The organism is Coprococcus sp. RTP21428st1_C9_RTP21428_210409, from assembly GCF_040227395.1.
GTDB classification, from domain to species: Bacteria; Bacillota; Clostridia; order Lachnospirales; family Lachnospiraceae; genus Coprococcus; species Coprococcus aceti.
On record NZ_JBEHVV010000004.1, the window covers coordinates 1 to 22,458 of the forward strand.

22 protein-coding genes and 1 pseudogene are annotated in these 22,458 nt (G+C 43.6%); 21 read left to right on the forward strand and 2 right to left on the reverse strand.

Going from position 1 to position 22,458, the window contains the following annotated elements; all coding sequences use genetic code 11:
* Positions 1–332, forward strand: a pseudogene (locus ABUA34_RS01525) (tRNA uracil 4-sulfurtransferase ThiI); the annotation flags it as partial.
* 101 nt (positions 333–433) lie between these two features.
* Here the strand turns inward: ABUA34_RS01525 and ABUA34_RS01530 are convergent.
* Positions 434–667 carry an HPr family phosphocarrier protein gene (locus ABUA34_RS01530; protein WP_015533130.1) on the reverse strand — a complete coding sequence of 78 codons (234 nt, stop codon included), beginning with the start codon at positions 665–667 and terminating at the stop codon, positions 434–436.
* A gap of 92 nt (positions 668–759) precedes the next feature.
* On the opposite strand from ABUA34_RS01530, the gene mtaB reads away from it, so the two are divergent.
* From mtaB to ABUA34_RS01575, 9 genes are all read left to right on the forward strand, one after another.
* Entirely contained in the window at positions 760–2,118 is a 1,359-nt protein-coding gene (gene mtaB, locus ABUA34_RS01535) for a tRNA (N(6)-L-threonylcarbamoyladenosine(37)-C(2))-methylthiotransferase MtaB (RefSeq protein ID WP_022217237.1), read from the forward strand.
* Positions 2,119–2,184: 66 nt separating this feature from the next.
* Positions 2,185–2,442 (forward strand): IreB family regulatory phosphoprotein, encoded by a 258-nt coding sequence (locus ABUA34_RS01540; protein WP_022217238.1) that lies wholly within the window; start codon positions 2,185–2,187, stop codon positions 2,440–2,442.
* A 14-nt stretch (positions 2,443–2,456) separates the two neighbouring features.
* Positions 2,457–2,906, forward strand: coding sequence for a Holliday junction resolvase RuvX (ruvX, locus tag ABUA34_RS01545; RefSeq protein WP_118016681.1), 450 nt, complete (start codon positions 2,457–2,459; stop codon positions 2,904–2,906).
* 59 nt (positions 2,907–2,965) lie between these two features.
* Positions 2,966–3,244: a DUF1292 domain-containing protein gene (locus ABUA34_RS01550; RefSeq protein WP_015533126.1), complete on the forward strand. Its 279-nt coding sequence runs from the start codon at positions 2,966–2,968 to the stop codon at positions 3,242–3,244.
* A 5-nt stretch (positions 3,245–3,249) separates the two neighbouring features.
* A complete protein-coding gene (locus tag ABUA34_RS01555) occupies positions 3,250–4,914 on the forward strand; it encodes a ribonuclease J (protein ID WP_022217240.1) in 1,665 nt (554 codons plus the stop codon).
* Positions 4,915–4,926: 12 nt separating this feature from the next.
* Positions 4,927–5,274 (forward strand): YlbF/YmcA family competence regulator, encoded by a 348-nt coding sequence (locus ABUA34_RS01560; protein WP_238050404.1) that lies wholly within the window; start codon positions 4,927–4,929, stop codon positions 5,272–5,274.
* A 45-nt stretch (positions 5,275–5,319) separates the two neighbouring features.
* The gene (locus ABUA34_RS01565; RefSeq protein ID WP_118757619.1) at positions 5,320–5,760 is read left to right on the forward strand and encodes an endolytic transglycosylase MltG; all 441 of its coding nucleotides are present in this window, start codon (positions 5,320–5,322) and stop codon (positions 5,758–5,760) included.
* 15 nt (positions 5,761–5,775) lie between these two features.
* The gene (locus ABUA34_RS01570) at positions 5,776–6,417 is read left to right on the forward strand and encodes an O-methyltransferase (protein ID WP_349822747.1); all 642 of its coding nucleotides are present in this window, start codon (positions 5,776–5,778) and stop codon (positions 6,415–6,417) included.
* Between the two features lie 25 nt (positions 6,418–6,442).
* Entirely contained in the window at positions 6,443–7,672 is a 1,230-nt protein-coding gene (locus tag ABUA34_RS01575; protein WP_349822748.1) for a peptidase U32 family protein, read from the forward strand.
* 19 nt (positions 7,673–7,691) lie between these two features.
* Here ABUA34_RS01575 and sigK read toward each other — a convergent pair whose 3' ends face one another.
* Positions 7,692–8,312 (reverse strand): RNA polymerase sporulation sigma factor SigK, encoded by a 621-nt coding sequence (gene sigK / locus ABUA34_RS01580; RefSeq protein WP_117548740.1) that lies wholly within the window; start codon positions 8,310–8,312, stop codon positions 7,692–7,694.
* A 284-nt stretch (positions 8,313–8,596) separates the two neighbouring features.
* Here sigK and ABUA34_RS01585 point away from each other — a divergent pair, with 284 nt between their 5' ends.
* The 11 genes from ABUA34_RS01585 to ABUA34_RS01635 all read left to right on the forward strand — a co-directional run bounded on the left by ABUA34_RS01585 (position 8,597) and on the right by ABUA34_RS01635 (position 22,453).
* Complete coding sequence (locus ABUA34_RS01585) at positions 8,597–10,339, forward strand: GspE/PulE family protein (protein ID WP_015533121.1); 1,743 nt, start codon at positions 8,597–8,599, stop codon at positions 10,337–10,339.
* Positions 10,340–10,413: 74 nt separating this feature from the next.
* Positions 10,414–11,475, forward strand: coding sequence for a type IV pilus twitching motility protein PilT (locus ABUA34_RS01590; protein ID WP_022217246.1), 1,062 nt, complete (start codon positions 10,414–10,416; stop codon positions 11,473–11,475).
* Between the two features lie 220 nt (positions 11,476–11,695).
* Positions 11,696–12,904 carry a type II secretion system F family protein gene (locus ABUA34_RS01595; protein ID WP_161171708.1) on the forward strand — a complete coding sequence of 403 codons (1,209 nt, stop codon included), beginning with the start codon at positions 11,696–11,698 and terminating at the stop codon, positions 12,902–12,904.
* A gap of 18 nt (positions 12,905–12,922) precedes the next feature.
* Positions 12,923–13,339, forward strand: a complete 417-nt coding sequence (locus tag ABUA34_RS01600; RefSeq protein WP_055144040.1) for a type II secretion system protein — start codon at positions 12,923–12,925, stop codon at positions 13,337–13,339.
* 144 nt (positions 13,340–13,483) lie between these two features.
* Positions 13,484–13,909 (forward strand): type II secretion system protein, encoded by a 426-nt coding sequence (locus tag ABUA34_RS01605; protein WP_022216710.1) that lies wholly within the window; start codon positions 13,484–13,486, stop codon positions 13,907–13,909.
* Positions 13,910–14,469: 560 nt separating this feature from the next.
* Positions 14,470–16,083, forward strand: a complete 1,614-nt coding sequence (pilM, locus tag ABUA34_RS01610) for a type IV pilus assembly protein PilM (RefSeq protein ID WP_022216709.1) — start codon at positions 14,470–14,472, stop codon at positions 16,081–16,083.
* 12 nt (positions 16,084–16,095) lie between these two features.
* Entirely contained in the window at positions 16,096–16,860 is a 765-nt protein-coding gene (locus tag ABUA34_RS01615) for an acylphosphatase (protein ID WP_117874719.1), read from the forward strand.
* A gap of 31 nt (positions 16,861–16,891) precedes the next feature.
* Positions 16,892–18,214, forward strand: a complete 1,323-nt coding sequence (locus ABUA34_RS01620) for a prepilin-type N-terminal cleavage/methylation domain-containing protein (protein ID WP_349822749.1) — start codon at positions 16,892–16,894, stop codon at positions 18,212–18,214.
* Between the two features lie 3 nt (positions 18,215–18,217).
* The gene (locus ABUA34_RS01625) at positions 18,218–21,034 is read left to right on the forward strand and encodes a hypothetical protein (RefSeq protein WP_349822750.1); all 2,817 of its coding nucleotides are present in this window, start codon (positions 18,218–18,220) and stop codon (positions 21,032–21,034) included.
* A 12-nt stretch (positions 21,035–21,046) separates the two neighbouring features.
* A complete protein-coding gene (locus ABUA34_RS01630; RefSeq protein ID WP_022216705.1) occupies positions 21,047–21,568 on the forward strand; it encodes a prepilin-type N-terminal cleavage/methylation domain-containing protein in 522 nt (173 codons plus the stop codon).
* Positions 21,569–21,580: 12 nt separating this feature from the next.
* Complete coding sequence (locus tag ABUA34_RS01635) at positions 21,581–22,453, forward strand: prepilin-type N-terminal cleavage/methylation domain-containing protein (protein ID WP_022216704.1); 873 nt, start codon at positions 21,581–21,583, stop codon at positions 22,451–22,453.
* Positions 22,454–22,458 lie beyond the last annotated feature (5 nt).

A 22,458-nucleotide genomic window follows, 5' to 3' on the forward strand; every position in this document is an offset into this window, starting at 1 on the left:
CGATAACAGGAGAGAGCATAGGCCAGGTTTCAAGCCAGACTGTGTTCAGCCTGAACGTTATCAACCAGGTCAGCACCATGCCGGTGTTCAGACCATGTATAGGCATGGATAAGCAGGAGATAGTAGACATATCAGAGAAGATCGGAACATACGAGACATCTATACTGCCATACGAGGATTGCTGTACGACATTTGTTGCAAAGCATCCGGTTACACATCCGGTTCTCTCTGCGATAGAGAAGTCGGAGGCAAAGCTCACAGGAATCATCGAGCCATTGTACCGCAAGGCTGTAGATACGGCAGAGGTCGTTATGTGTCGCGCAAAGCAGTAAAACAATATAAAACAGTGATAAAAGACAACAAAAAAGAGATGCTTCATAATAAGCATCTCTTTGATTATCAGATCCATATAACATACGGGGCAGAATAAATACTATTCTGCAAGGTATGGCTTCAGAGTAGCCATGATCTCATCGATACCGCTCTCTGCATGAATGTTAAGTTCGATAGGCTTTGAGATATCAAGACTGAAAATACCCATGATTGACTTTGCATCAATTACGTAACGTCCTGATACGAGGTCGAATTCTGCGTCAAATTTCGCAATGTCATTGCAAAAGCTCTTGACCTTATCGATTGAGTTTAAAGAAATCTTAACTGCTGTCATAAATAGTCCTCCTAACCCTTGTAAGTTTTTTATGTACTGTCATTATTATATTTTTATAGAATACAAAAGTCAATATAAGGAGTGTAAAATACATGCTAAAAGGAATGTCTGTGGCTGCCACAACACTTGGCTGCAAAGTCAATCAGGCGGAGACTGACAGCATGCTCGACATGCTGAAGGCTGCCGGTGCAAATATAGTGGAATTTGACGAAAAAGCAGATATATATATAGTAAATACCTGTTCTGTGACCAATATTGCGGACAAAAAATCAAGGCAGATGCTTCACAGAGCCAGAAAGATGAATCCTGATGGAATAGTGATAGCCGCAGGATGCTATGTGCAGTCAGCCAGAGAGATTCTCGAGCAGGATGAAGCTATAGATATAGTAATAAGCAACAATAAGAAGAAAAGTATCACAGAAATAGTTAATGATTATATTAATGTGAGAAACAATGGAAAAAATGCCCCAGGTAAAGATCATGAAGCCATGGAATACTTCGTGGATATATCCAGAGAGACTGAGTACGAGGAGATGGGCGGCCATGTCCCTGTGGGACACACAAGGGCATATGTCAAGATCCAGGACGGCTGCAATCAGTTCTGCTCATACTGCATAATCCCGTATGTAAGAGGAAGGATAAGAAGCAGAAGCCAGGAGGCGATCCTTGCAGAAGTATCAGAGCTTGCGGAGGCAGGAATAAAAGAAGTTGTGCTTACCGGTATACACATATCGTCATATGGCAAAGATAAGAATAATGAGGGAGCACTTATAGAGCTTATAGAGGCTATCTCAAAAATCAAAGGAATCAAGAGAATAAGGCTTGGTTCACTTGAGCCGGGGATAATAACAGAGGAGTTTGTGGAGAGAATTTCATCCAATTCGAAAGTATGTCCACACTTCCATCTGAGCCTGCAGAGCGGCTGTGATTCAGTGCTAAAGAGAATGAACAGAAAGTACACTTGCAAGCAATACTTTGAAAAATGTGACATGCTGAGAAAGGCGTATAAGTCCCCTGCGCTCACCACGGATGTGATAGTGGGCTTCCCGGGAGAGACTGAGGAAGAATTTGCAGAGACTGTCAGATATCTGACGGAGCTCAATCTGTATGAGATGCATATATTCAAGTATTCTCCGAGAAAGGGAACAGTCGCTGCCGCCATGAAAGAGCAGGTTGCCCCTGAGATAAAGAATGAGCGAAGCGATGTGCTGCTTAAGCTTGCCCATGACAACAAGACCGCATATGAAGCCCAGTTTGAGGGCTGTGAGCTTGAAGTCCTGGTGGAAGAGGTTGTAAAGAAGGACAATAAGACATATCTCAGAGGACATACGGAGAGATACATGGATATACTCATAGATGTGGGCGACATATCCATGCCGGAGAGTTTTGTGAACAGCTTTGTGTATGTGACATATACCCAAAATGGGGGAAACCTTCCTTTACTTTTGTAGTTTTTTATATTAGAATAGGAATGTTAATTGGCTCATGAGATAATAACAAGATGAGGACGTGATTTGATGAATAACGAAAGTACACAGAATATTGTTCCAATCAAGGACGCGACAGTGGACGTACGCGAGATAATTGGAGAAGTATACGATGCACTTACCGAGAAAGGATATAATCCGGTAAGCCAGGTTGTTGGGTACATAATGAGCGGTGACCCGACATATATCACAAGCTACAAGAATGCGCGAAGCCTGATCATGAAGGTGGAGAGAGACGAGATCATTGAGGTTTTACTTGAGGACTACATCAAGAATAACCTCGTGTAAAGGAAAAGAATAGTATGAGAATATTGGGACTTGACTATGGAACCAAGACGGTGGGAGTTGCCGTGAGCGATCCTCTCAAGATGACTGCCCAGCCGCTGGAGACGATAGAGAGAAAGTCGGCGAACAAGCTGAGACAGACACTTGCCCGCATAGAGGCCATACTTGAAGAGTATGGAGCGGCAGGAGAGCGCGACCGCATAGAGCTGATGGTGCTTGGCTACCCGAAGAACATGAACAATTCAGAGGGAGACAGATGCGAGGCCACCCAGGCATTCAAGGAGGATCTTGAGCGCAGAACAGGACTTGAGGTTGTTCTGTGGGATGAGCGCCTTACCACTGTGGAGGCAGAGCGGATCCTTATGGACAGCGGAGTGAGAAGAGAGAACAGGAAGACGTACATAGACAAGATGGCGGCTGCGGTCATACTGCAGAACTATCTTGATGCGAAGTGCAGCAGTCTGTGATAGACACAGACCTTCTGCCTTTGTTTTGTGTACGCCTGAAGAAGTATTAAGAGGTTTATATGGCAGAGAACAGGAAGACGGACAACAGTATCATATTTGAAGCAGAAGATGGAACAGAAGTGGAATTCTCGGTTGTGGAGCAGACCACACTTGGCGGCGTGAATTATCTGTTCGTTATAGACAAGGCGGATGATGAATCATTCCTTATCCTTCGCGAGAACAACGGAGCTGATACGGAAGAGATGGCAGCATACGATATTGTGGAAGATGAAAATGAATTAGAGGCGGTCATCAAGATATTTGACGAACTGCTTGAGGACGTAAATTTGGAGGTATAAGAAAATTGAATAAGAATAATAAAGAGACAGTGAAGATCATTCCTTTGGGCGGTCTGGAACAGATTGGAATGAATATCACTGCGATAGAGTATGAGGACTCTATCATAGTCATTGACTGCGGACTGGCATTCCCTGAGGACGACATGTTAGGAATCGATCTGGTAATTCCTGATGTCACCTATCTCAAGGAAAACGCGGACAAGGTCAGGGGACTCGTGGTTACCCATGGACATGAGGATCACATAGGAGCCATACCGTACATTGAGAAAGAATTAAACATGCCGATCTATGCGACCAAGCTGACCATGGGTCTTATAGAGAACAAACTGAAGGAACACAACCTTATGAACAACACCAGAAGAAAGGTTGTAAAGTATGGTCAGAATATAAATCTTGGGGCATTCAGAGTGGAATTCATCAGAACAAACCACTCCATAGCAGATTCGGCGGCCCTTGCCATATACACACCGGCCGGACTTATTGTCCACACCGGAGATTTCAAGATAGACTACACACCGGTATTTGGCGGAACCATAGATCTTCAGAGATTTGCTGAGCTCGGCAAGAAGGGTGTGCTTGCACTCATGGCTGACTCGACAAATGCTGAGAAGGAGGGCTTCACACAGTCAGAGAAGACAGTGGGAAGAACATTTGACAACTTGTTCAACGACAACAAGGATCACAGGATCATCATAGCGACATTTGCATCCAACGTTGACAGAGTACAGCAGATCATCAATTCAGCTTACAAGTATGGCAGAAAGGCTGTCATAGAGGGACGAAGCATGGTGAACATCATCACCACGGCGTCCGAACTTGGATATATCAACATACCGGATAACACACTCATAGATATAAGCGAGATGAAGAACTACCCGGATGAGAAGGTTGTTCTCATCACCACGGGAAGTCAGGGAGAGAACATGGCTGCGCTGTCACGTATAGCTGCATCAATACACAATAAAGTAGCCATAAAGCCTGGTGATGTGGTCATTTTCAGCTCACATCCTATACCGGGAAATGAAAAGGCGGTATTCAAGGTTATAAATGAGCTCGAGGCGAAGGGTGCACACGTTATATTTGAGGATACACACGTATCCGGCCATGCCTGCCGTGAGGAGCTCAAGCTTATATATGCGCTCACAAGACCGAAATATGCAATACCTGTCCACGGTGAGTATAGACACCTCAAGAGACATGCAGAGCTTGCAGTTGAGATGGGAATCCCTAAGGAGAATGTCAAGATCATGACCACAGGCGATGTTCTTGAGATCGGTGAGGAGAAGTTCGACGTTGTCGGCAAGGTTCCTGCACAGGGAGTATTTGTGGATGGACTTGGAGTTGGAGATGTTGGAAATATCGTCCTCAGAGACAGACAGCTTCTGTCACAGAATGGCCTCATAATCATAGTTGTGACCCTGGACAGATACAGCAACCAGCTTGTTGCAGGGCCGGATATAGTGTCAAGAGGCTTCGTGTACGTCAGGGAGTCTGAGACACTTATGGAAGACTGCAGGATCACATGTCAGGAGGCTCTCGACAGATGCCTGAGCCGCGGCGTGACAGACTGGGGTAAGATCAAATCCGTGATAAAGGATGACATGGGAGAGTTTCTCTGGAAGAGGACAAAGAGAAGCCCTATGATCCTTCCTATAATCACAGAGGTGTAGAAGGGTGAGAAAATGACAGATACATTGGAACTTAGCAGACAATTGAATGCGTGCATCAAGGATTCTGATGTCTACAAGAATTATCAGTATTGCAAGGATAAACTTAGACAGAAACCAGAAAAACTTCAGCAGTTCATGGAATTTCGTAAGAAAAATTATGAAATACAGAATAACGAAATGCTTGACAATCCATATGATGAAGTTAATAATCTATTCATGGAATATGACTCCATAGTCCATGATACTATAGTCAATGACTTTATCAGGGCGGAGCAGAAGCTGGTGAGAATGATGAAGCTTGTATATGAACAGATAGCGGACGATCTTGATTTCGATATCATAGATGAGGACGCCCGGTGATTCGCGCTGGCTGAGATGTATTTGTGAACAAGGAGAATAACGATTATGGCTTTAGATAGTGCTAGAAGTATGAAGAAGATTCTGAGGTTCCTTTTTGGACTATTCATCAATGTATGTATTTTATTTATATTGGTAAAGGCTTTCTCATACTCGTATGATTTTGCGTATCAGGTGTTTGCCACAAGGGCTGCGGATCCGGGCAGCAACCGTAAGGCAACTATACAGATAACTCAGGACGAGCCGCTTCTTGATGTGGCGGATTCCCTTAAGACAGCGGAGGTCATCAAGGACAAATACGCTTTTATACTGAAGGTCAGAATAGGCGGATATGCAGATGATATCCAGCCTGGTACATATCAGATAGCACCGAGCGATACAAATCAGGAGATAATAGAGATCATAACGGGAAATGGCAAGAGTTCCTCGGGGGATAGCAGCGGAGACAGCAGTGATGACTCCTCCAGCGAGGACAGTGCCGAGGAATAGACAGAGAGGATAATTATGGTATGTGATGAAAGACTTGCGTCATTTATCAATTCCTTCAATACAGACTACGATGAGGTTGTGACCTCGATCAGAAGAGAGGCAGAAGAGAACAGGGTACCTATCATAAGACGAGAGGCTGGAGAGTTCATCAAGATGTTGATTCTTATGAACAGGCCGAAGAAGATTCTTGAGATAGGTTCAGCCGTTGGCTTTTCTGCCATTTTTATGAGTAGATTTCTGGATGATGACGCACATATAACAACTATAGAGAATTATCAGCCGAGAATAGAAGAGGCGAAGAAGAATATAGTCAGAGCCGGGGCTTCAGACAAGATTACTCTGCTTGAGGGCGATGCACTGGAGATATTACCAGAGATGACAGAAAGCTATGACATGGTGTTCATGGATGCAGCTAAGGGTCAGTATGGCAATTTTTTCACGGAGGCTATACGGCTGCTAGCTCCGAAGGGGGTATTGCTCTGCGACAACGTGCTTCAGGACGGAGATGTCCTTGAGAGCAGATTTGCAGTTACCAGAAGAAACAGAACGATACATTCAAGGATGAGAGAATACCTGTACGAGCTCACCCGCAATGAACATTTGGAGACGGCCATACTCAATATAGGGGATGGAATGAGCCTTAGTATCAGGAAATAAACGAAAAATGGTTGGAGGAAACGATATGAGAGATAAGAAACCAGAGCTTCTTGTCCCGGCGGGCGGACTGGACACGCTCAAGGTGGCCGTGGACTATGGAGCTGACGCAGTGTATATAGGCGGACAGGCATTTGGCCTCAGAGCGAAAGCAGACAACTTTTCCATAGAAGAGATGAAACAGGGCGTGGAATATGCCCATGCACATAATGCCAAGGTGTATGTGACAGCCAATATATTTGCACACAACTATGATCTGGATGGAATAAGAGCTTATTTTGGCGAGCTGAAAGATACAGGTGTGGACGCTGTTCTTGTATCCGATCCGGGCGTGTTTACCATAGCTCGGGAGACTATGCCGGATATGGAATTACACATAAGCACACAGGCCAACAACACGAACTACATGACATACAAGTTCTGGTATGACCACGGCATAAAGCGGGTTGTGTCTGCCAGAGAACTGTCCCTTGCGGAGATATCACAGATAAGAGCAAACATACCGGACGATATGGAGATAGAGTCATTTATCCATGGCGCTATGTGTATATCATATTCAGGAAGATGCCTTCTCAGCAACTACTTCACAGGCAGGGATGCGAATCATGGTGCGTGCACCCATCCGTGCAGATGGAAGTATTCCATCGTCGAGGAGACCAGACCGGGAGAGTATATGACTGTCAACGAGGACGACAGAGGAACATATATATTTAACTCCAAGGATCTGTGCATGATAGAGTACATCCCGGAGATGATGAAAGCCGGAATAGACAGCTTCAAGATAGAGGGGCGTATGAAGACTGCTCTGTATGTGGCGACCGTTGCCAGAACCTACAGAAAAGCCATAGATGATTATATGGAGTCAGAAAAGAAGTACAGAGCAAACATGGAATACTACAAGAGAGAGATAGCCAAATGCACATACAGGCAGTTCACAACGGGATTTTATTTCGGGAAGACAGACTCAGAATCACAGATATATGATAATAACACATATGTAAAAAACTATACGTATATTGGAACTGTGAGAGAGGTTACCCCGGATGGCTGTGTATGCTTTGAGCAGAAGAATAAGTTCCTGGTGGGAGAGAAGCTTGAAGCCATGGGCTTTGATGGAACAAATATAGAGTGCGAGGTTCAGGCGATATACGACGAGGAAGGAAACAGTATGGACTCCGCGCCGCATCCAAAGCAGAAATTGAGGGTGAAGCTTGATAAGGAGCTTGAGACCGGTATTATACTGAGAAGAAAAGAGTGATCATAAGGATGTCTGGATGTCAATCCAGGCATCCTCTTAATTTGCCAAGAGCTTTTTTCTCTATGCGCGATACATATGACCTGGAGATCCCGAGCAGCCTGGCTACCTCCTTTTGGGTGAGAGGTGACTGCCCGTCAAGACCGTAGCGCATACATATGATCTCCCTCTCCCTGGATGAGAGGAGCGATGATATGCAGGAGGGAAGCAGGCACAGGTGGTCGTCCTGTATCATTTTGTCCAGAACGTTGACGTTCTCCGAACCTATGATGTCAAGGATGACGATCTCGTTACCCTCTTTATCAGTGCCGATGGGATCGTAGATCGAGACCTCACGCGCCTTCTTCTTCTCGTGGCGGAGAGTCATGAGAAGCTCGTTTTCGATACATTTGGCGGCGTATCCTGACAGTTTGCAGCCTTTGTCGGGTCTGTAGCTGTCTATGGCTTTGATGAGACCTATCGTGCCTATGGACAGAAGATCCTCGGGATCCCTCACGGCGGAATTGTACTTTCTGGATATGTGGGCGACCAGACGGAGATTGTACTCTATCAGAATGCTGCGGGCAGCCTTGTCGCCGGACAGGCACAGCGCAATATATTTTTTCTCTTCTTCGGGAGTTAGTGGGTTTTTAAACGCTTCCATATATGAGCTGCTCCCGTAATTTGATTGTACTGGCTGTACATATGATGGACGGGCTATTTTACAATTAGTACAGTCAGCTTGCTTATATAATATGTTTATTGTGCAGAAATAGTGCCTATCCACCCTGTAAAAAAGCAAAAATCTGATAAAAGTGCAAAAAGATGTATCAAAATATGTACAAAATGTTTAAAATGTGAAAATACTGTGATATAATACGCTTTAGGTATTTGGATAATTCTGCCTGTGCGTAGAATTGCGAGAGACGTGAGGAGGGTATTTAGAGAATGCGATTAAGCGTGGGACGTAAGAAGATCAGAATTGGAGATGTCCTTGTAGCAGCGGGGGCTATCACGGAGGAACAGCTTCAGGAAGGACTTGCAAAGCAGAAGGAGACCGGCAGAAAGCTTGGTAACGCCCTGGTTGATCTGGGATTTATAAGTAACGACATGCTGATTACGGTACTTACAACCCAGTTGGGAATTGACTACATAGAGCTCAAGGGAGCTAAGATCGAGGAGAAGGTTATACACATGGTGCCTGAGAACATGGTCACCAAGTATCAGGCCATACCTATAGAGATAGATCCTGATAACCCGAACATCCTCAAGGTAGCCATGGCAGATCCAATGGATATCATGGCCATGGACGATATTGGTCTTGTGACAAATCTTCAGGTAGAGCCGATGCTCGCATCTGAGGAGGGAATCAGGAATGCCATAGACAAGTATTACGGAAGCGCTCAGGCTATGGAGGCTGCTGAGGCCTACAGACAGGAGCAGCAGAATGTGCTCGGCGGAGGCGACGAGGAAGAGGGCAACGAAGAAATCGATAATTCCCCTATCGTACTTCTGGTTAAGCAGATCATCGAAGGCGGAGTAAGACAGAGAGCGTCAGATATACATATAGAGGCTCTGGAGAACAGCGTCAGAGTCAGATACAGAATAGATGGTGCACTTAAGCAGGTTATGTCATACGACCTCAGCATACTGGCAGGTATCACAGCCCGTATCAAGATCATAGGCGGTATGGATATAGCAGAGAAGAGAAAACCACAGGATGGTCGTATCACCATCATGGTTGACAGAAGAGAGTTTGATGTCCGTGTTTCTATCCTTCCAACAGTTTTCGGAGAGAAGACGGTTATGAGACTTACATCCAAGGACGGCCTGACAAAACCGAAGAGTGCCCTTGGTTTCGATGCAGAGCAGGAGAAGGTTTTCGATAATATCCTCAGCAACCCACATGGTATCATCCTTGTAACGGGACCTACAGGATCGGGAAAATCAACTACACTGTACACATCACTCAGTGAGCTTAACACAGAGGATGTTAACATCATCACCGTTGAGGATCCTGTCGAGGCGAACATCAACGGTATCAATCAGGTACAGGTTAACAACAAGGCGGACATGACTTTCGCGGCAGCCCTCAGATCTATCCTTCGTCAGGATCCGGATATCATCATGATAGGAGAGATCCGAGACGGTGAGACAGCAGGAATCGCCGTACAGGCCGCTATCACAGGACATTTGGTTGTATCGACACTGCATACTAACTCAGCGGCTTCGACCATCACCCGTCTTATCGATATGGGTATTGAGTCATACATCGCCGGTGATGCTGTTGTTGGAGTTATTGCACAGAGACTTGTGCGAAGACTTTGTACCACATGTAAGCAGCCAAGACTTGTGGAGGATGATGAGAGAGTTCAGCTCGGTGTTCCGGCTGACGAGGAGGATGTCATCATCTACGAGCCACAGGGATGCCCACTGTGTAACGACACAGGATATTCAGGACGAATCGGTGTATACGAGATGATGCCTGTATCAAGAGAGCTTCAGGCTGTCATCGCTTCCGGAGCTACAGCGGATGTCATCGAGAAGCAGGCCCTCAAGGAAGGAATGCTCACACTGAAGATGGGAGCTGCCAAGCATGTTCTTGACGGTATCACATCCATAGCAGAGATGAACAAGATCGTTCACAGTACAGTAACCGTGGCCGAGGGAGTGGACATGGGAGAGCTGTAAGATATAAGAGATATATAATGAGATTATATATAAATTGTAATTATTAATGCAAAAGGGAAAGGAAGGGACAAGTTATGTTAGACATGAAGGAATTACTTGCCTTCTCTGTAGAAGCAAAGGCGTCAGATGTTCATATAGCTGTAGGTATACCACCTAAGCTCAGAATCAACGGTAAGCTCACCGAGGTTGAGGTTCCGGCACTGTCACCTGCTGATGCGGCAGAGGCAATTGGATCTACTATGAAGGACAGGCATAAGGCCATACTTCAGGACAGAGGAGAGGTCGATTTCTCATTCGATTCACCTGAGACCGGACGTTTCCGTGTCAATGTATTCATGGACAAGGGAAACATGGCAGCAGCGTACAGACGAGTTGAGACACAGATCCCAAGACCTGACCAGCTTGGTATTCCAAGGGAGGTTGTTGAGCTCTACAAGAGAAAGAGAGGTCTGGTTCTCGTAACAGGACCTACAGGTTCTGGTAAGTCAACCACACTTGCATCTATTATAAACAAGGCGAATGAGAACCTTACGGATCACATCATCACACTTGAGGATCCTATAGAGTACATTCACCATCACAATAAGGCAATAGTTAACCAGCGAGAGGTTGGTATGGATACACTCAGCTATGCGAATGCACTCCGTGCAGCACTCCGTGAGGATCCTGATATCATCCTCGTAGGAGAGATGCGAGATCTTGAGACTATCTCCACAGCCATAACCGCTGCCGAGACAGGACACTTGGTATTCTCCACACTGCATACAATCGGTGCGGCAAGTACCATCGATCGTATCATAGATATCTTCCCTACAAACCAGCAGCAGCAGGTAAGAGTTCAGCTCGCGATGGTTCTTGAGGGAGTTATCTCACAGTCGCTTCTTCCTATAGCGAGCGGCAACGGACGAGTTGCAGCCTTCGAGGTAATGCTTGCATCGCCTGCTATACGAAGTCTGATACGAGAAGCCAAGACTCATCAGATCCAGTCAACTATCCAGACAAGCAGAGCCTTAGGTATGATCACTATGGACGATGCATTGTATGAGCTGTATGCTTCAGGGACCGTCACAAGAGAGGTTGCCATGACATACGCACAGGATCAGCAGTACCTGAGAAAGAAGATCAACGGACAGTAAGATATATGGAATAATCGATTGCCATATGGAAAAATGTGGTATAATAACCAAGCCGCATTGTGCACATTGTCTAAAAAATAACGTGCAAATAATTAAATGTTGATTAAATCTGTGTGGTATAGTAAGATATTTTACATATAATTTATGTTGCATTATTGCGCTTTTAAAGTGCAGATACATGAAAACGTAAGAATATTAAGATTGGGTCGGAGGAGAGACAATGGCAGTATTTAATTACAAGGTTGTTGACAGAGATGGTAAGAACAAAAAAGGTACCATCGAGGCCCCTAACAGAGATGGTGCTGAGAAGAAGCTGAAGTCAGAAGGCTACTCGATCATGAGTCTGACGGAGCAGAGCAGCCCGCTTGGGGGTATAGGATTTAAGAAGAAGGTCAAGTCAAGAGACCTGGGTGTATTCTGTAAACAGTTCTCAGCGGTCATCAAGGCCGGTGTTACCATCATATCCGCACTGGAGCTGATGGGAGATCAGATCGAGAACAAGACGCTGCGAAAGGCCATAGCAGATGCGCGTACATATGTAGAGAAAGGTGGAACTCTGGCGGATGCGCTCAGAGTTAACCCGGATGTATTCCCGCCTATCATGATCAACATGGTGGCGGCTGGTGAGATGTCTGGTAATCTTGAGATTTGCTTGGACAGACTGGTAGAGCATTTCGAGAAGGACAATGCATTGTCATCCAAGATCAAGGGTGCCATGACATATCCTATCGTAGTTCTCTGTGTTATGGTTATAGTTATCATAGTAGTGTTGGTAGCGGTTATACCAAACTTCTCAAGTATGTTTGAGGAGATGGGAACTCAGCTTCCACTCGCAACTCGTATGATGATGGCGGCGGCAGATTTCGTTATGTATAAGTGGTGGCTGCTCATAATTATAGTGGCAGCTATAGTGTTCGGTGTTAAGTTCTTCAAGAAGACACCTTTTGGTGAACAGCTCTTTGCGAACATAGGACTTAAGGCTCCAATATTCGGAAATCTGAATGTTAAGACAGCCTGTGCAAGATTTGCAAGAACCATGAGTACATTGATGGCTTCAGGTATATCCATGATAGATGCGGTTGAGCAGGTTGCTAAGATGATGGACAACAAGATCATCAGAGATGGATTATTAGATGCTAAAGTTCAGGTGTCAAAGGGTGTTCCGCTCTCGAAACCGCTCAAGGATATGACGATGCTTCCACCTATGCTCTCGGCCATGACTAAGATTGGCGAGGAGACAGGTGATATAGAAGAGATGCTTAACAAGGTCGCTGACTATTACGACGAAGAGGTTGAGGCTGCTACAAATGCACTTACAGCCGCTATGGAGCCTATGATCATGGTACTTCTTGCGGGCGTTGTAGGAATGATAGTTGCAGCTGTATATGGACCTATCATGAGTATGTACAACGCTATGGACAATGTATAAACAAAAGAGGGAAGTTAGATGAACAGAAACAAAGGCTTTTCACTGGTGGAGCTTATCATAGTCATAGCAATCATGGCTATTCTTGCCGGAGCACTTGCACCGGCGCTCATAAAGTACATAGCAAAGTCAAGAAGATCGACCGATGTGTCGAACGCCCAGACTATAGCGACGGCAGTCGCCAATGCCTTATCGGTAGAGAAGGCATATGATGATGCCACACCTGGTGATTACCCGGTGAATACCGATGGCACACAGCTTGGCACATCGAATGCGTTCACATCAGAAGTCACAAGTCAGCTTGGGACAAGTACATTCAAGCCAAAGTATGACAAGGACAAGCAGTTCACTATCACAGTCAATAGTGATAAGGCTACATTCACCGTAAAGGTGGACAGCTCAGAGCTGTATCCGGATGTGTGTGATGCTTACAAGTAACATACGTTTGGTAGCTATTTGATATATCATGTATGACCTGCATGATAACTAAAAGGTTAAACCCGGTAGAACGAGGATGCCGGTTTGATATAGTGCAAAGCACATAACAACACACAATAAACAACTAAAAAGGAGAGTAATATTATGAAGAAAAACAACAAAGGTTTCTCATTAGTAGAGTTAATTATCGTTATTGCTATCATGGCAATCCTTGCTGGAGCTCTTGCACCGGCACTTATCAAGTACATCGCTAAGTCAAGAAGATCAACAGATGTATCAAATGCACAGACAATCGCAACAGCAGTTACAAACGCACTTTCAGTAGAGGCAGCTTACGATGCAGCAGAAGCTGGTGATTATACATTATCAACAACAAAGCCTGTTGCAGTAACAGGAACTGGCGCTGCATTTACAAGCGAGGTTGTATCACAGCTTGGTTCAGCTGCATACAAGCCAAAGTATGATAAGAATCAGTCATTTATGTTTACACTTAGCTCAGACAAGTCTACTTTCACTGTAACAGTTGATGGTTCAGAGCTTTACCCAGACGTATGTGCAGAATACAAGTAAGATTCTGACAGACTTGTGTAAACTTACGGATTGTTCATGAGAACATGATTGATGTTACATAAGTGTAGCACAGACGGTGATTATACCTGTTGCAACCTCGTACAGGCAGTGAGTGTGATCATCGTCAGGTGCTGACACATTATCTACTATTTATATTTATAGTAGCTGGGGATTTTCCCCGGTTGCTATATCTTTACACAGAGCTGAATATGAAGGAAAGAATGTTATATAGAGTGTTATATAGTCTGATCCTTTATACTCACTCTTTCTTTGCAGTCAGCGGTTTTTTGTATATGTGACATGTCACATAGCATGACTTATGGCGGCAACTGGCTTACCTAGGTAGAGCTGGTACTTATTTTTCAGTGAGTTTCTTCTATATAAAAGGGTCATTATGTGGATGAGATGAGCTATTAAAAGGGTGACAGAATGTTGACCTTTATCCGGAAAGCACTTATCCGGAACAATTATATGAATGGGGTGAACAGCGGTAAGCTGGTACTCAAAGCAATGTGGAATTTTCCATACAAAACTACTGATTAGCGAGGGAGGCTATAAAAATGGCGAGTAATAATAAAGTCTTAACAATCGACATTACAAATGAAAGTATTACTATCGTTGAAGTTACACCTTCAAACAAGAAGCAGTCAACGATACACAACGCTATCATCTTCGAGACACCGGAAGATGCCTATGAGGATGGCGTGATCAGAGACAAAGAGAGAATAGCAGAGGCGATCAAGTCTCAGCTCTCAGCAAATGGAATAACAAACAAGAACGCGATATTCGTTCTTACCTCTACAAAGATCGTTAACAGAGAGGTTCTTGTACCTTTCGTTAAGGAGAACAAAATCAAAGGAATTATTAATGCGAACTCATCAGAGTATTTCCCTGTTAATATAGAGGATTACGTAGTGTCTCATACAGTGCTTGAGACAGTTACTGATGAAGAGAATAACAAGCAGCTCAGAGTTCTTGCAGTCGCTGCACCAGAGAACATGGTAAGATCATACTATGATCTCGCAGCTATGGCTGGACTGAAAGTAGTAGCACTTGATTATATTGGTAATGCAATGCTTCAGTTGATCAAGACTCAGACAACAGAGGCAATGACAACTATGGTAATCCAGTTGGGCAGTGAATCAACAGTGCTCAACATCGTAAAAGGAGATACACTTCTCCTTCAGAGAACAGTTCCATACGGTACCAATGTGGTAGTCAACGAAGTTATGGATGCGAAGGGCGTGGATGCAACTACAGCTATGACTCTTCTCCAGAACGAGAGACTTCTCACAGTTGATTTCGATGACAATGCTATAACAGGAGCATTCAGATATCTCATCAACAATATCGGCCGTGTGATGGACTTCTTCACATCAAAGAATCCTGATAAGCCTATTGACGATGTATTCCTCACAGGTGATGGAGCCCTTATCAAGGGAATCGACGGCTTGTTCAAGGTTCAGCTCAATGTATCAACCAGAGTAATGGATACATTGTATAACATCAAATTTGACCCAAAGATTGATCTTAAGATTTATAATCCTGTATATCTCATGGTTCCTATCGGAGCTGCCTTTGACCCTATGGGCTTCGAGCTTGGTGAGACTGGCAGCAAGGGCGGTGCAAGCAGTGTTGACACAACACCACTGGTTATAGCATTTATCATCATAGCAGTCATAGTTGCAGGTGGTGTTACAGCGTACTCGTTCATAGCGAAGAACAAGGCTCAGTCAAAGCTTGACCAGGTGAACAGAGATATTGATTCTATCAAGGATATAGAGCAGATCGTACAGGACTATGAGGATGCAGAGTCTGTATACATGGATGCTCAGAATATGTACAGCTACACAGAGAACCTCAATGAGAATGTTGGAACACTTATTGCGGAGCTTGAGGACAAGATGCCAAAGGGAATCAGTCTTACAGCGTTTGATTCATCTTCAACAGAGGTTAGTTTCACAGGTAACACGAAGTCGTACGAGGATATAGCTGCATTTGCAATAAACCTCAAGGATATAGAGTGCATAGACAATTCATTCGTTCAGTCTGTCACTGAGAATGTGGATCAGCAGAGCGGGGATACAACATACGACTTTACAGTTACATGTATCTACAAGGATGTAAATGCAGATGACACCGAGACTTCAACAGATGAAGTATCAGTTAATTAAGGAGGGACTATCATGGATTCAATCACAAAGGGACAGAGAAATCTATTATTATTCTTATTGGGAATTGCTATCTTAGTGCTTCCTATAAGATTTCTTGCCATGGGCAATTTCGATGACAAGAAGAGTATTGAGAGTCAGTACAACGAGAGACAGACATATTACAACAGCCTGCTTGAGAAGGATGCGAACAGACAGCAGTACATAGCTGACACTGAGAAGTACAAGGCAGACTATGAGGCTGTTCTTGCAGAATTTCCATCAGAGCTGTATCAGGATAACACGATCATGTATTTACAGGGTGTAAAGGATAAGTATAAGTTCAACTTTCCTAGTGTAACAATGGGTGAGGAGACACTTTTCTATACACTTGGCGCAGGCGCTGTGGGCGACGTTACCGTTGCTGATAATTCAAGTGCTTCAACAGATGCAGCAGCATCTGACGTGACTATAGATGAGTCAGCAGCTACAGCATCAGGTTACAACTGCTATTCAGCATCATTCCCTGTCACATACGAGGGAGACTACAAGGATATCAAGGATGTCATCGACTACATCAAGAATGGTGATTACAGAATGACTCTTGACGATGTCACTATAGCATTCAACGAACAGACAGGAAAGTATGAGGGAGATATGACTATAACCTCATATGCAGTAAACGGTGATGACAGAACTACAGATCACGCAGATGTGAATGTACAGACAGGTACAAACAACATCTTTGGAAACCCAACAGTAAAGTCTACTACGACTACGACCACAACAACAGCCCAGTAGATGCATACACTTAAATGGAGTGAACAAATAAATGGTTAAATCAAACAATAAAGGATTTAGTTTAGTAGAGATTATAATCGCTGCTGCCATATTTGCCATTCTGATCTATCCGATAACCAATGCATTGATCACAGCCACGAAGACGGGTACTACATCGACGAAGAAGCAGTATGCAGTCGAGAAGGCTGAGGAGATCATGGAGATCTTTAAGACCGCTGATCTGTCAGGAAATGTGAATATTCCTGATGGCAATGGAACAAAGACATATTCCTTTACAAAGGGAACACCATCGGGAAAGTCTATTACATTGCCGAATTCTAAAACGGCGGAATATTCGGACACAACCTATACCTGCAACGATGTATCCATAGGAAAATCTTATGAGACCTACACCTGTCAGGTGGATGTGAATGATGCGGCATATCAGGTTCTTAAGAATGGATATGTGCTTGCAGGTCTTGATGGTGGTGCGACATTCAAGAGCGATGAAAGTGGCGCCATACAGACTAATGCTACGGAATCGGGAACTATCAGAAATCTGGACAGCAAACAGTCGGCTATCATTATAGGTGCCACCTATAATGTAGCCGCAACAGGCAACAATCTTGATAATCTCGCATATCAGTATTTCCTGGATGCGAAGCTTGACGTGCTGAGAAAGTATGATGTGCAGTACAACCATTATCTTTCCGGTGGTGGAACATTCAATGAGGATCATTTCCAGAAGAATACCAAGATCAAGATATCAAAGCTGGGATCCACATATACAGTTGAGTGTTATGTGGAATACACAGATTATACAACGGTCTCAGTTATCAGATCACAGTATGAGAGCTCAGGCAAAAATGTATACAAGCCTACCACCTTATATGGTGATGGAATAGTATACAAGCAGGAGTTTACGAATGGTCTGCCACCTGTGTATCTTCTCTATGTTCCGGCGATATACAATGGTTCATACTGTACGACAGATACCATAACGGTGGATAATTCAGGAATATCTGAGAAGGCGGATGTGTATGTATTCGAGACGACAGCAGAGCTCAGCGATACATACAAGAAGATCATACGTGAGCAGTTCAATGTGGCGAACGTTGATGATCTTACATATACGAATGCAGGAAAGAACACCAAGATGTCAGATGTCAAGGTGAGACTTAAGCTGGCAGCGGGAGCAAAGTCGTCAGATCTTAATGTATATGCCAACTTTGATTTTGACAATGTTAATTCTGACTATCCTGTAGCTCGTTTGACAGAGGATCAGAGTGACAGTGTATATATGTACGATATAACAGTTACTTTGACAGATAGTAAAGGAAACAAGACGACGGTTACTGGAACAAGGGGGAAGTAACAGATGATTGAGAGATTAAAGCGAAAGCTTAGGCATAACGATGATCACGGTTCAAGTTTCGTCCTTGTAATAGTCGCAACCACATTTATGTGCATTCTTGCTTCAGCGATACTTATGGGAGCTATGATGACATACAAGCTCAAGTTTTATAAGCTGAATTCCCTGAATAACTTTTATGAGGTAGAAACTGCACTTGATGAGATGTATGCGGGGGTAGGCGCAGCGACCAATGAGCACCTTTATTCAGCGTACACAACTACGGCTGAATTGGTTGTTGTGTATGATACTAAGGCTCAGGCGTATACTACCCTTGACAATAAATCGGCAAATGAGCTTTTCAAAAAGCTTTTCATGACAGGCTTTGTTGCAGATACAAACTATAAGAGCCTTAAGAACGTGACAGATACACTTCAGTCTTTCATATCTAATGAGTATGATGCGGTGGACAATCCGGATGGTGTCAGACTTGATACATCGAACATGAAGCTTATATATACTGATGTTAATAACAAGACAACAACTCAGTATTATAAGAATAATGGAGGAATTAAGACGGAGAAGCAGTCGGGTTACGAAAATGACAAGGTTCAGTCTGTCACATTCAAGAATGTGTGTGTTAAGAGAAGTGTGGATCTGCAGGGATCAACAGCAGGAACCTATGAGCAGTCTATCACTACGGACATTGTTCTCACGGAGCCTGAGTACAATGTTTCATTTGATACAAGCAGTGTATCAAACAATACATTGTATGAATATGCGATACTTGCGGATATGGGTGTCGAGGTAGGAGAGGACAACGACAACCGGACAACCGACGCACAGGTTAAGGGTAACATCTACGCAGCAAGCGATTATTACAATAAGGATTATAATGATGTAGCCGAGACAAAGGTTACGAACAAATATGAGAGTAAGCCTACCACAATGTGGGGTACAAAGGAAAGCAGTGCATACTCAGGAATATTTGTAAATGGTAAGAATTCCACACTTACACTCAACTCAGATGTGGTTGTGTGTTCAGGTTCTCTTGCCGCATATAACGGAGCTGAGATAAATCTGTCAGGTCGTACACAGACTTTATCAGAGCTTTGGGCAGATAATATCGTCATTGGAGGAAAAGACGGAGGCTCACTGAAAGCTTCTGCAGATGCGTATATCTTTGATGATACAGAGCTTAATGCAGAGAAAGCAAGCTTGAAATTTACTCAGGGAAGTTATTTTGGATATAGCTACAATGCACAGGATACAAGAAGTCTGAATTATCTCAGACAAAAAGGATATCTTGCAACAGGATATAAGCTCAGATCACACTTTAGTGATAGTGCAATTATTGTAAATGGTAAGAATTCAACACTTGACTTACAGGATCTTAATTCACTGTATATAGCAGGTAAGTCATATATCGAATTCTCAAAGATTGCTGCTTCAAGTGTTCCTGAGGACGATGAGAATATAACAGTTGATGAGAATGCAGATTACGCATTCACAACACTGAAGGATTATTCTACAGGACAGTCTCTTGATGTGAAGACAAATCAGCTTATGTTCCTTACCCAGTGGTCTGTAGTGAACAACACTGAGAAGGTTGACCCTGACACAGGAATCACTACAGTTACACTTCAGTTCCCAAAGACATTTGAGGCAGATGCGAACATACTTGATCTGTATGATGATTTCCTCAAGGATCTTGCTACAGAAGGAGAAAAGGGCGTAACAGCTATTAAGCAGACTGTTTCAGGACATGATTATTATTATCTGTATATTGAGGATGGAAAGGATTCATCCAATGTAAGCAATGCAGAGAAATTTGCTGAGAAATATTATAAGCTTCTCCAGGATTATGGCGATGAGATAAGCAGCAAGCTTTATAATGTACAGAAGTACGAGCAGTTCCAGGTTAAGCTGGTTCTTCCGGCAGAGGGCAAGATAAATGCAAGTGGTGCTGTCACAGATCAGAATAACGATGATTCGCTGTTCCTGAGAGCATCCACAACTACCACAATGGATGTGGCTACAGCTCTTGATAATGTTTCAACAGGCAAGGTGTTTACTAATATTCTTGGAAACAAGGGCACAGACAACAATAAAAAGGCATTTAATGATCTCAAGGCGGATGCACTTAAGCTTGCTGGTTCAGGAACTGCAAGTGACGAAGAACAGACAAGCACATTCCTTTCATATATGTATATTAATATGAAGGATCATCTGTCGGTTCTTAACAATGTGGATGATAAAACAAAGCGTACACAGAATGCGTGGGAAATAGCTAATTACACTTCCTCATCGGTAGGATATTTAAGCTCATATGATAAGGATAGAGATACATATTCATATGATTACAGTATCACTCCTTTAAACCACTACGTTGATTTGGCGTATGTGTTCAGCAAAAACCTTTCAATTGAGAAGACAATTGGAAATGCAACAGATAATGAGGCTAAAACCATAGTTATCAATTCTGGTGATGTTAAGCTCCAGCCAAACAATGGAGATGGATCATTCCAGGGAATTATAATTGCCGGTGGTAATGTAAGATTTGATGAGAATGTTAAGAGCTTCCGAGGTATGATAATCACTGGATCAAAGCTTATAATTGACCATAATATGTCAATATCAGCAGACGCTGCATTTGTTGCAAATCTTCTTGAACAGTGTTCAGAGAGCACAGACGAAAAGCTCAATACGCTTACAACAAAGGTGCTGAAGAACTATACATCATCCAAGAGCGAAGGTAACACAGAGGTAACAGGAGCATCAATATCAGACATCTCATACGAAGATATTCTTGTATTCCAGAACTGGAAGAAGAATGTTGAATAGGGGGTGTAGCTGATGAAGAATGGTATAAAATCAAATAATGGATACACGCTTATAGAGATGATAATTGTTATTGCTATAATTGCAGTAATGTCAGGCGTGGGCTTTCTCACTATATCATCAATAAGAGCGTCTCAGGCAACTGCTTCACTGCAGAAGTTTGACAGTGAATTGTCGGCGCTTGAGATGAGAACTAGGACGCAAAAAAGTGGAGAGGCGGTAAGGATAGTCCAGAATGGTGCTAATTACGATATTTTCTATGGTATATGCGCTGATGGAAGGGCGGAGTCATTTACTGCTAATTCATCTGCACCTGACAAGGTGCTGGAGAGAGTTACGATATATTATGCTGACGATTACGATGCAGATTCAGTGACTACTCCTCTTTCAGAGCAGGTTATTATTATCAGGAAATCTGACAGTCAGGTGCTGACTGGATATGGAGAGTATCGTTTCTGCAAGTATAACAGCAACAATACTGTTGGAAGGGTCAACCTGAACCAGTATACAGGCGGTCATACATATGGAAAGAATTAGGGGGTGTGAAGAATGATATGTAGAAATAAAGACAAGGGCTTCACATTCATAGAGCTTATACTGTATATGGCAATCTTGGGAATATTCATGGTTGCTGTCATGTCCCTTATATCTACAACTGTTGCGTCACATAAGAAGCAGTCGTCCAGACAGAAGCTTCAGTCTCAGGCGACTGAGACATATGATGCGATAGCAGACATACTGATGGGGGCAAGTGATATCAAGATTGATGGAACTGCTTACGTACAGACTGGAACATCATTCACTCAGGTTACAGGAAGCTTTATTGTTCCTGAGGATACGTATGTGAAATCCGCAGGATCGGGAAGCACACTCCGTAAGCAGGGAGGCGTTGCTGATGTAATCCAGGATATAGTGTCAGATAGCGGTGTGATAAAGAAAAAAAGCAATAGCTATGATATAGCGGATGTTAAGCCTTTTGGCGGCGCTGGTGCTTCAGAGGATGTGCACACATTTATAGATGCTGATTATCTGTGGGTTCAGTATTCATCTGAGCTAGATAAGACTGCATTCTGTACGATTACCTACAGCAAGACAGACAAGAAATTGTATGTTTTCAGACAGGAGATGAGTGATGAAACGCTTAATCAGGCAAAGCAGGATCTCAAGAGCAGCGATTCAGCAAAGGTAAATCAGGCACAGGCGGTGCTTTCATCGTGTACAAAGTATGTGGATGCAAGCTCCAAGAAAGGTACAGTGCTTGCTAACAACGTGAAAAGCTTTCAGCTTCAGGTCAATCCTGCAGACAATAGTGTTGCAGTGATTATTGGATTTGAAGACACAAAAACAAAAGAGACATATAAAGTAACAAGTGTAGTTGGACTCAGAAATTCATTCGTGCTCAAGAAGCATGAGTGGGATTAATAGAG

Coding starts and splice junctions, on each gene's coding strand:
- ABUA34_RS01540 (WP_022217238.1), top strand. CDS start 2,185: ATGAATAACGAAAGTACACAGAATATTGTTCCAATCAAGGACGCGACA.
- ruvX (WP_118016681.1), top strand. CDS start 2,457: ATGAGAATATTGGGACTTGACTATGGAACCAAGACGGTGGGAGTTGCC.
- ABUA34_RS01560 (WP_238050404.1), top strand. CDS start 4,927: ATGACAGATACATTGGAACTTAGCAGACAATTGAATGCGTGCATCAAG.
- sigK (WP_117548740.1), bottom strand. CDS start 8,312: ATGGAAGCGTTTAAAAACCCACTAACTCCCGAAGAAGAGAAAAAATAT.
- ABUA34_RS01600 (WP_055144040.1), top strand. CDS start 12,923: ATGAACAGAAACAAAGGCTTTTCACTGGTGGAGCTTATCATAGTCATA.
- pilM (WP_022216709.1), top strand. CDS start 14,470: ATGGCGAGTAATAATAAAGTCTTAACAATCGACATTACAAATGAAAGT.
- ABUA34_RS01595 (WP_161171708.1), top strand. CDS start 11,696: ATGGCAGTATTTAATTACAAGGTTGTTGACAGAGATGGTAAGAACAAA.
- mtaB (WP_022217237.1), top strand. CDS start 760: ATGCTAAAAGGAATGTCTGTGGCTGCCACAACACTTGGCTGCAAAGTC.
- ABUA34_RS01570 (WP_349822747.1), top strand. CDS start 5,776: ATGGTATGTGATGAAAGACTTGCGTCATTTATCAATTCCTTCAATACA.
- ABUA34_RS01635 (WP_022216704.1), top strand. CDS start 21,581: ATGATATGTAGAAATAAAGACAAGGGCTTCACATTCATAGAGCTTATA.
- ABUA34_RS01620 (WP_349822749.1), top strand. CDS start 16,892: ATGGTTAAATCAAACAATAAAGGATTTAGTTTAGTAGAGATTATAATC.
- ABUA34_RS01565 (WP_118757619.1), top strand. CDS start 5,320: ATGGCTTTAGATAGTGCTAGAAGTATGAAGAAGATTCTGAGGTTCCTT.
- ABUA34_RS01605 (WP_022216710.1), top strand. CDS start 13,484: ATGAAGAAAAACAACAAAGGTTTCTCATTAGTAGAGTTAATTATCGTT.
- ABUA34_RS01530 (WP_015533130.1), bottom strand. CDS start 667: ATGACAGCAGTTAAGATTTCTTTAAACTCAATCGATAAGGTCAAGAGC.
- ABUA34_RS01575 (WP_349822748.1), top strand. CDS start 6,443: ATGAGAGATAAGAAACCAGAGCTTCTTGTCCCGGCGGGCGGACTGGAC.
- ABUA34_RS01630 (WP_022216705.1), top strand. CDS start 21,047: ATGAAGAATGGTATAAAATCAAATAATGGATACACGCTTATAGAGATG.
- ABUA34_RS01615 (WP_117874719.1), top strand. CDS start 16,096: ATGGATTCAATCACAAAGGGACAGAGAAATCTATTATTATTCTTATTG.
- ABUA34_RS01585 (WP_015533121.1), top strand. CDS start 8,597: ATGCGATTAAGCGTGGGACGTAAGAAGATCAGAATTGGAGATGTCCTT.
- ABUA34_RS01625 (WP_349822750.1), top strand. CDS start 18,218: ATGATTGAGAGATTAAAGCGAAAGCTTAGGCATAACGATGATCACGGT.
- ABUA34_RS01550 (WP_015533126.1), top strand. CDS start 2,966: ATGGCAGAGAACAGGAAGACGGACAACAGTATCATATTTGAAGCAGAA.
- ABUA34_RS01590 (WP_022217246.1), top strand. CDS start 10,414: ATGTTAGACATGAAGGAATTACTTGCCTTCTCTGTAGAAGCAAAGGCG.